This is a genomic window from Legionella sp. 39-23, from assembly GCF_001897665.1.
Taxonomy (GTDB): Bacteria; Pseudomonadota; Gammaproteobacteria; order Legionellales; family Legionellaceae; genus Legionella; species Legionella steelei.
The window spans coordinates 42116-51269 of sequence record NZ_MKTO01000045.1 but is presented as its reverse complement, the minus strand read 5'-3'; the positions used below and the strand labels follow the sequence as shown (position 1 = coordinate 51269).

Sequence of the window (9154 nt, the reverse complement as noted above, 5' to 3'; positions counted from 1 at the left end):
AACTCATGTGTCAAGGATGTCCCCGAACAGTGTCAGGGATGTCCCCGGCTATACAACAGCCCAGCCTACGTCTGTCCTTTTTGTCAGCGAATTAGCTAACCTCTACAATGACAGCAGTTTCATAGACCCCGGATTATGCTGCGCTAACCCAGGCACAAAGCTCAGCTACGTGCCCGACGAACATTTGCTTTTTGACGTCGTTTCTCTTTAGGATCCAAAACCAATGGCCTGTATAGTTCTACCCGGTCACCATCCTGTAAAACCTGTTCCCAAGAAACTTGCTTTGCATAAATACCCACGCACATATCTCGCGTTTCTGGATGAGTATCATAGATTTTGGAGGCATGGAGTGCATCAAGAACGGTTGCTCCGTGTTGAAGATCTAGAGTCATATGAACGACAGCCTTTTCTGCAGTCACGTAAACTAACTCAACTTTAACCATAAATGGCCTTGGCTCTATCGCAAAATGAATCAACCATCTTATCCGTTACTTGTTCAAATACAGGACCAAGCAACATAGAAAACATACGCCCTGCAAATTCAAATTCCAGGTCAAAAGAAACTTTGCATCCATCATCGACTTCATCAAAGCGCCAGAACCCTTCTAAGTGGCTGAAAGGGCCATCAACAAGGCGAATCTCTATCATTTTATTACTTTGAAGTCTGTTGCGTGTAGTAAATGACTTGCTCATACCCGCCGCACCAATAACTAAAGTTGCCTGTACCTCATCTTCATCGCGATGGTGTACTAAGCTTTCTGAGCAATAAGGTAGAAACTCTGCATAACGCTCTACTTCATTCACCAACGAAAACATTTGCTCGCAGCTATAATTAACAGTACGTGACTTTTTCACTATGGGCATTATGCCTCTCCCCGAATTTTATTCTTTAACCAAAGACTCAGATCTTTAATTTCCTCAAAACAAATTGAATGCTCCATAGGATACTTATAATACGAAATGAGGTCATATCCTTTATTCAATAGCCAATCCTTACTTGATTCAGTCCATTGAGGTAATACTAAGGGGTCAAATTGCCCTGCCCCCATGAAAAAAGGTGTACTTTTATCCAGCTTTGCTCTGGTATGTGCTGCTAAGGGTAAATAAGCAGATAAAGCAACCACTCCTGCCAAGCGAGCGGTTGTATGCAGAGCAGTGTGCAATGCCATAGCTCCGCCTTGCGAAAATCCTGCTAAAAAAATCTGATTGTAGGCAAACCCATCGTTTAGCTGTTCATCCATGACTTTACGAATCACTAATTCAGATTGCTCAATACCTTCTTTATCTTCCCTATCAATTAGTTTCATACCTACAATATCATACCAAGCAGGCATAACCATCCCACCATTCAGGGTCACTGGACGCTGGGGGGCATTAATAAACACGTGGCGTAACGCAACATCAGAAACTGTTAGCTGATCGGCTAAGCCCATCATATCGGAAGCATCAGCACCTAGTCCATGCATCCAAATAACGCACGCCTGGGCTGGAGCCTGTGACTCATTTATAAATACATTCAAAACAAATCCCCCACAGACAAAAAAGAGAAATTATCGCTAATGCATTAACACAGTGCAAGTTATACGTTCTCGATATTTTATAGAATCGACACATCAAAAAATAAAACGACACCAATTTGAGCAATTATAAAACAAAAGCACCGCCAAACCTATTTTATTATTAGCCAACATGAATTATAGTGCGCTACTATGGCTTAATTAGCGGCAAAAGCATGATTGAAATTGAAAAAGTAGATTCTAAATCATTTACCCTGACAATGTTGGGGACAGACACATTTTATACGCCTACTTTAAAAAACAAGAAAAAAGTACCGTTACAAGCAGGGGAGAAAATACAAGAGTATTATCCTAAGGGAGAAACTCTAAGTCTTGTTTCTACATTGATTAAAACAGAAAGACCTTTGATTAATAACAAACAACTTGTTCCCTATCAATCAATAGATGTCGCAGTTGTTAATGGGCCTAAGACCGAAGGGACCGATGTTGGCGAAAAAATTGGCATTGGACTTGGGCTTGCTTTAAATGCCATTGTTCGTGGGCAAACAGAACTGAATGATATTGCACACAGCAGAGGTGGGGTTGAATCAATTCTGATAGCCCATGAACTTAATGCGATAAAAGACACCATTAACTCTTGCGAAAATTTCGAACAATTAATCAAAGAGCTAACGCAACAACAAGCAAACAGGAAAAAAGGCCTGCCCTATAATAATACCCCTGACATTATTAAATCGCTGTTAACCCAACTACCGCAATCAGCAACAGACAAACAGTTATGGTTTAATGCTCTAAAAATTAATATTGCCAAGGCGTCAATGAATCTTTTTATTATTGATCCAGTTCCTGGCGACTGCTGGCCTATAACCTGGTACGACCAAAGATTTTATACGCTTCCTCCTATTGTTAAACATGCTGAATTCACCTATTACGAAAATGAACGCTCTGACTGGGGCTTTACACCAATCTATACCGAAGCGTCAACTCCAGAGCAAATAATAGTACGCAGCACCCTGCCTGGACATCATGGCACAGGTTCAGCCGGAACTAATGCATCGCAACAAAATTTTGCCGTTTCTCCTGAGAAAACAAAAGCGACGCATGTGCAAAAATTAATGATTTTCAAATTACTTAAATTTTTGTCATCACATGGAGTCGCCTTTAAAGATGCTCGAGAAATTTTTCATGAGCACACCGCTTTAGGTAGAAAATACATCTCCTTCCTAGAGGAAATGGGAGGCGATGGCTTTGATGTAGCAAAACTTGATTTCCCAACGATATTTCGTAAACTCTATGACAAAATTTATGCCAATAGAGCCGCATACGAAGCATTCAATGCGACGCACTACACATTTATGGGTGTAGCACCACAAAGAAAAATGCTCCGTACTGACCATAAATATGCCCTTTTAACTGAGGCCTTCCCTAAAAACATGGGATATGTGAATGAGGAACACAGTTTATTAATGAAGGAGTATTTCTTCAAAATCCTCCAAGTCGATGCCTATAAAGAGCAAACGATGGTAGAACTCATTCAATCAGCACAAACCGTATTATCTAAAAACATAAAAGCAATTACCAATTTGTCATCATCTCTTGTAGAACATTCAATTGCCCCCGCAGCAATACTTGATAGTGAAAATGCGCGTAAAGATGTTTTGAGTTCATTTGGTACCTTAATTCAAAGAGTAAGCCAACAATATCTTACCGATGACTGGAGTACTGAGGGCAAGCAAAAAGAAAAAGAAGAACTTTTTGCTGCAATCATTGGCATCTTTGCTGAGTTTGAAGAGTTATCAAAAATTGATAATCAAACCATCAAAGAGTTTGTGGCATCACTTATTGCTTTGAGTCTAAAAGGCATAATTCAAACCGTTGCGCAACAGCGTACCAATCTAGAAGAAGAGTTTGAGCGCCTACAAACACCAACTGATACAAACTTACAGTTCTTTTTTAGCAGCCTATTAGCACAGATCAATAAAGATGAAAGTTATACCGGTTCAGAAATAAACCCCGATATTGTCAGGATCTTTGAAAGTCCTGATTTTGCTCAGTTAGCGAATTACCCAATAAGAATAAAAATACAATACATTTGCCAACAACTAAAAGAAAAACTACCTCAAAGCGAAAGTGCAGACAGCCTGGTTTACCAACTGACACAACGATTTGCAGAACATTATGACAGCTCTTTTGAGGAATTTGAAAAACTGTATCGGCAAATCGAAATCTTTACTAATGATACGGCAGCACTAGGTCGACAATTTGTAAGTGAGGAAGCAGTATTCAACAAACATGAACTCTTTCTGCGAAAAAAAGCTGACGCCTTAATCGATGTCGCGGCACAAAAATTTTATCGAGACCGACCGAATGCATTACCTTCGCCCGCAGAAAAAGGAACTTTTCAAGAGTTAGTTGAACGTCACGCCATTAATCAATATGGTGTCGTTGATAGACTCAAACAAGCAAAAAACGCCTTAGAACAAGAAAAGGCGCAATTAGGTACACGCATCCACCAAATGGAACAACAAATAGCCGAGAAAGAGCAGCAAAAAAAACAAACGCTTGCCGCATTAGAAACAGAAAGAGCAAAAAAAACTGAATACCATGCTGCAATGAATGATAACAAAGAAGCAGAGTACTTACTGCTTATTAATAAAAAACTCATTCCATTAACCGAAGAATATTTGGCTTCACTCAGAGCAAAATTGTCCAATAGAGCGCCAGAAGAAGAACAAGATGATGAGATAAAACAAAGGGATGATAAGGTCAAAGCCAAAATCTTAAAAGCGACTAAATTGTACGATATTTTGCAAGATAAAAAGCAAAAACCACACCCTAAAGACCGTTTACGCTCATTTTATACCAAGCTGGATAAGTACGAAGATAAATTCGTAACGCATAATGATCCCGATTGGATACGCTATACCAGAAATACGGTAATTGCCGCAGGAATTCTTTTGAGTTTTATCTTTCCCGGAATAGTTGTACTTGCAATTTATACTCATGTAGGCCTTAGCTCTGTAAAATCATGTTTCTTTTGGCAATCCGCCGGACAAAATGCTGTGGAGTCCTTGAACGAACATAGGCCAGATTTTGCCCTAAGCGATGATGCGAATAGCGAGTCTGCTGAGAATGAACATTTAGCATTTAATGATGCCCTAATCATGTGATTCATTACTGTAGCCCGGGTTAGATATAGTTCATAATCCAGGCTACGTGCAGAAAACAATATCCATGACTTGAATTTTTACATAAATAAATGGATAGTTAGCGTTCTAAAACTTTTAACTACTATTCTAATGAAACAAATTTACTTTTTATTTATGGTTTGTATTGCCATACTCTTAGTAGGTTGTGGGCAAAAAGGTCCACTCTATTTGCCAGAATCAACAAAAAACACCGCAAGTTAGACAGGGCAATTATGAACATTAAATTTACCAAAATGCATGGCTTGGGTAATGATTTCATGGTGATTGATGGAGTGAATCAACAGATTACTCTAAGTCCGCAACAAATAATGACTATGGCTCAACGCAATACCGGCATTGGCTTCGACCAATGCTTGTTGATTGAATCAAGTGTGCAGGATGGTATTGACTTTAATTATCGGATTTTTAATGCCGATGGCCAGGAAGTAGGCCAATGTGGTAATGGAGCACGCTGTCTTGCCTTATTTGCAAAATACTATGGATTAACTGATAAAAATCACTTAACCGTGGCCACTCACACGACACAAATGAGTTTACACATCAACGCAGACTCTAGTGTTAGTGTCGATATGGGAATTCCCCGATTATCCCCATCTGATATCCCATTCATAGCAGAGCAGCAATCTGTTGAATACTCCTTAGAACTTCAACAAAACAAAACGGTTCACTTCAATGCATTAAGCGTGGGCAATCCACATGCAGTATTAGTGGTAGAAGATATAGATAAAGCACCGGTTCATACTTTAGGAAGCGAAATCAGTGTACATCCACGTTTTCCCGCGCAAGTAAATGTTGGCTTCATGCAAATTGTGACTCCAAACCATATCAAATTACGAGTCTATGAACGTGGCTGCGGAGAAACTCAAGCATGTGGAAGTGGTGCTGTTGCAGCAGCTGCTATTGGACGTTTATATCATCAATTGGACAAACAAATAAAAGTGACATTACCTGGTGGTGATTTATTTATTGATTGGCCAGCATTTAATGAATCGCTTATCCTGACTGGCCCCGCTGTTTTTGTTTATGAGGGCATCTTGTTTTAAGCACGGTTCAACCCCTATCCCTATGCAAAATTAACACAAGTATTGAATTTTCTTTACAAAGAGTTATCCTGAAAGAACGCCTCACACTCGCACCGCTCCAAATTTACACTAGACTTTTTTCGAAATTCACTGTGGCTAAGTGCGAAAAAAATGGAGCCTAGACTAAAATATACCCCCAAGTACATGAGGACTAGGTACCGTTTTAATGAAGAGTTCGCCGCTACAGTCGTGTTTCGAAAGAAGTCCATTAGGGAATTGGTGCTTGGCTAAAAGGAGAGAGTGCTATGACAGGAAGCAAAATACAAAGTTTTGAGTTATTCAAAGCGGCTATGGGAAACCAAGAGTATTTAACGGAAATCAATAAGGATATAGTAAGTCAGACGCAATTCTTAGTCACTCTTGAAGAAGGGAAATTAACAATCCCCAATATTCTTGACGCCATTCAAATCGTTAAAAACCTACAAGTAAAATCGCTCTTAATAATTTACTTATTAAGTAAAAAAGAATACTTGTCGTGCTTAAAAGGTGAATCATTATTAAATAGGTTAACCCAGCAAGATCATCATATCCCTTCGCGTCTTAACGCCCTAGTGTACCAATTAGACTTAAAAGTCCTCTCAAATCCATTAATAGGTAAATTAGAACCTGAGGCAGCAGTAAGTATTCTTTGCTCAGTTCCTCATTTTCATCAACTAACTAAAGCTCAAGTAGCGGCCCTGATTGAGCGATGCCCTCTCTATGACCGACACAATGTGATTGCTTATTGGATGAATCATTTTGCGTCAATGCCCAATGCTCATTATATCTTGGCTCATTTTATGGACATTGCAACACCCAATGTGATTGATGTATTAGGGAAAATGGAGCCAACTCGAAAAGAAGCTGCTGTTGTTAGTATCATTGAGAACTTAGGACTATTTCATAACATTCCGAATAAATTTCTCGAGCATGCGGGCAAAGAATCTCATTTGCTGTTGGCAATACGTCTTTATCTAAATGGTCATTATAATAAGGCCTATGCATCTTATATTAATCAATTAACTAAAAAATTATTGGATAAAAATCATTCCTTTTCATTAGCATCAATAGAACTCCTTTTTTTCTTGAATGATAAACTCGCATTTAAGGAGTTGGCCGCGAGAACGGCTTACTTAACCAATCGCTATTTAAGAAATAATGCATTAAAAGGAGATACATCATTATTTTATCAAAATAAGCGGCTCACTATTCAAAGAATGCTACAAGATATTCATTTAAATCTCCCTCTTCCTGGAACGCTAAAAGAACAAAGACAATCAGTGAATTCTAATGAAAGCTCTTTTATAGATGAGTTGATTAAACATGATAAAACAATTAATTGTTTTGAGTATTTTTTAATACATTATAGAGGCAGTCCGGCACCAATCCTTACATTGCTTGATGACTACATGGGCTATTATGAGCGTTCCGTAAATATCCTCATTCGCAACAAAGCAATACACCACCTTGGATTCATGTTAAAACGTTCAGAAGTAGACGGCACAGTAAAAGAAGCGATTTTTTCCGCATTATTAGCTCATCCTGCTTTTTTTGATGAGCAGATTAGTTATCAATTGTTTGTATTTGATGCAAAGAGAGTTATTCGCCATTTTGGCCTCCGAGGAGGAAAAGAAAATTATCAACGCGTTATCAATTTGTGTACCTTCGCACTAAAAAACCTTCATCCTGAAAAAAATCAAGAAATCATTCAAGTGGCGCATAAAGCGCTTAAGGAAGCACAACTTGAATTAAATTTTGCCAATGAACAAGGATTTTTTTCTGTTTTCATTAAATGGATTAAACGTTGTTGGATTTATGGATGGACCGGCTTTTTTAAACCTAACGCGCCCGAGTACATTGCCCCTGAATCATTAGCCCTGGTAGAAAACGATGAACCATCATCTTCAAAACAGACAAAAAGTTCCGGGCCAGTTCAAGAATCAGAACACGATCTGCTGGATTTGTTAAATAAAATGACCCTTCCCCTAACGCATGAAAAACTTGAGGAGATTATTAAAGCATTCGACAAATTCTCGTTACAGACAATTCCTAAAGATGAGTTCATTACACGACAAAAACTTCACCGGTTATATCATTATGCAATCAAGCATAGAGAAGAAAATGAACAAATTTACCATTGGTTAAAAGACAACCAAAACCCATTCATTGTGAATCAATTCCGTCTTTTAGAGCTGATGTTAAAAGAAAAATCTCGTGGTGAGATTGATTCATTGCTGGTACAGGTTGGGGAAGATTCCGATCAATTGCAATATGTTTCTGACGAGCTGGATAATCTCATGCCAGAACTTATAGTCACTCCCAGTAAAGAGCCTTCAAACAGCTCAGAAACAAGTGATTTTGTAGCAAGCGCAGGCAAAATGCTCTCCAAATATACATGCGAAGCAACTGTATATGCACAAAGCGCGTTGAGTTGGGCTGAGGGTTTTTTTACCAAAATGAAACAGCCCACACAAGAGGAGGAGGAAGAACCCTTTGAAGTGGAACATAATGCATCTTTTCAAAAGATAATAAACAGCAAAGGAACGATTACAACTTGAGTTTCCAGCGCTTATGCATCCAATTCCATTGTTCTGGATGGGCTAAAATAATACGCTCTAATGCTTGGTTATAAGCAAGCGTATTATAATAAAGAGACTCTTGAGCATTTTCATAGTCTTTCCATGGAATAGGCTCATAAAACTCTAAAACATGCTTTCCATTTGGCAATCTATATCCTGCAGCTGGAATTACAGGAACTCCCGTATAACGAGACAACGTTGCCAGGCTACGGTAAGTTCCTGCTTTCACCCCAAAAAACTCTACGGCAATCCCGTCACGGTTAACCAATGAGGCATGTTGATCAAGAACAAAAATAACGGCGTGATTTTTTTCCAGAGCAGCACAAACCTTATCCAAAGAGTTTTTTTTAGGGATAACATTCAAGCCAACTTGGTAGTACTGCTTGAATAAACTGCGCTCAATAAATTTAATTGACAAAGTCCGACGAATAAAATGAAACTGCCCTTGAAATTCTTGAAAATTTAAAACACCACCAATTGGTGCCACTTCCCAATTGCCAAAATGCCCTGTTAAAACTAAAACTCCTTTTTGTTGCGCCACAACCGACAACATGTTTTCATGGCCTCGCACCTCGACCATATTGCGTAAATTCTCTTCAGACATAAAACGCAGTTGCATTGCTTCTTTAAAGGATTTAAGTAAATGTGAGTAATATGAGATAGCAAGTCGTTTTTTTTGTGCACCATTCAGTTGCTCACCAAAAACACGATCAATATTTGCCATAACAACTTGTCGCTTATAGGGCAAAAATTTATGTACGAATCGCCCAAACATGCTTATTGGCAAT

At 38.8% G+C, this 9154-nt stretch carries 8 protein-coding genes; 4 read left to right on the top strand and 4 right to left on the bottom strand.

Features of this window, described 5'->3' with window-relative positions; translation table 11 throughout:
* Positions 1-161 precede the first annotated feature (161 nt).
* Genes BGO44_RS17245 through BGO44_RS17235 form a run of 3 tightly spaced genes read right to left on the bottom strand, consistent with a single transcriptional unit; the run spans position 162 to position 1520 of the window.
* Positions 162-443 carry an RnfH family protein gene (locus BGO44_RS17245; protein WP_273201402.1) on the bottom strand — a complete coding sequence of 94 codons (282 nt, stop codon included), beginning with the start codon at positions 441-443 and terminating at the stop codon, positions 162-164.
* Positions 436-864, bottom strand: a complete 429-nt coding sequence (locus tag BGO44_RS17240) for a type II toxin-antitoxin system RatA family toxin (RefSeq protein ID WP_058509784.1) — start codon at positions 862-864, stop codon at positions 436-438. Before BGO44_RS17240 ends, BGO44_RS17245 begins: the two co-directional genes overlap by 8 nt.
* Entirely contained in the window at positions 864-1520 is a 657-nt protein-coding gene (locus tag BGO44_RS17235) for an alpha/beta hydrolase (RefSeq protein ID WP_273201403.1), read from the bottom strand. The genes BGO44_RS17240 and BGO44_RS17235 overlap by 1 nt, the downstream gene beginning before the upstream one ends.
* A gap of 212 nt (positions 1521-1732) precedes the next feature.
* Between BGO44_RS17235 and BGO44_RS17230 the strand changes: the two genes are divergently transcribed.
* The 4 genes from BGO44_RS17230 (at position 1733) to BGO44_RS17215 (ending at position 8345) form a co-directional block, all read left to right on the top strand.
* Positions 1733-4687, top strand: a complete 2955-nt coding sequence (locus BGO44_RS17230; protein WP_273201404.1) for an AAA family ATPase — start codon at positions 1733-1735, stop codon at positions 4685-4687.
* A gap of 129 nt (positions 4688-4816) precedes the next feature.
* Positions 4817-4927, top strand: a complete 111-nt coding sequence (gene lptM, locus BGO44_RS17225) for an LPS translocon maturation chaperone LptM (RefSeq protein WP_083503900.1) — start codon at positions 4817-4819, stop codon at positions 4925-4927.
* A gap of 11 nt (positions 4928-4938) precedes the next feature.
* Entirely contained in the window at positions 4939-5769 is an 831-nt protein-coding gene (dapF, locus tag BGO44_RS17220; RefSeq protein WP_273201406.1) for a diaminopimelate epimerase, read from the top strand.
* 284 nt (positions 5770-6053) lie between these two features.
* Entirely contained in the window at positions 6054-8345 is a 2292-nt protein-coding gene (locus BGO44_RS17215) for a hypothetical protein (protein ID WP_273201407.1), read from the top strand.
* Here BGO44_RS17215 and BGO44_RS17210 read toward each other — a convergent pair.
* Positions 8335-9141, bottom strand: coding sequence for a lysophospholipid acyltransferase family protein (locus BGO44_RS17210; protein ID WP_416338575.1), 807 nt, complete (start codon positions 9139-9141; stop codon positions 8335-8337). The genes BGO44_RS17215 and BGO44_RS17210 overlap by 11 nt on opposite strands.
* Positions 9142-9154 lie beyond the last annotated feature (13 nt).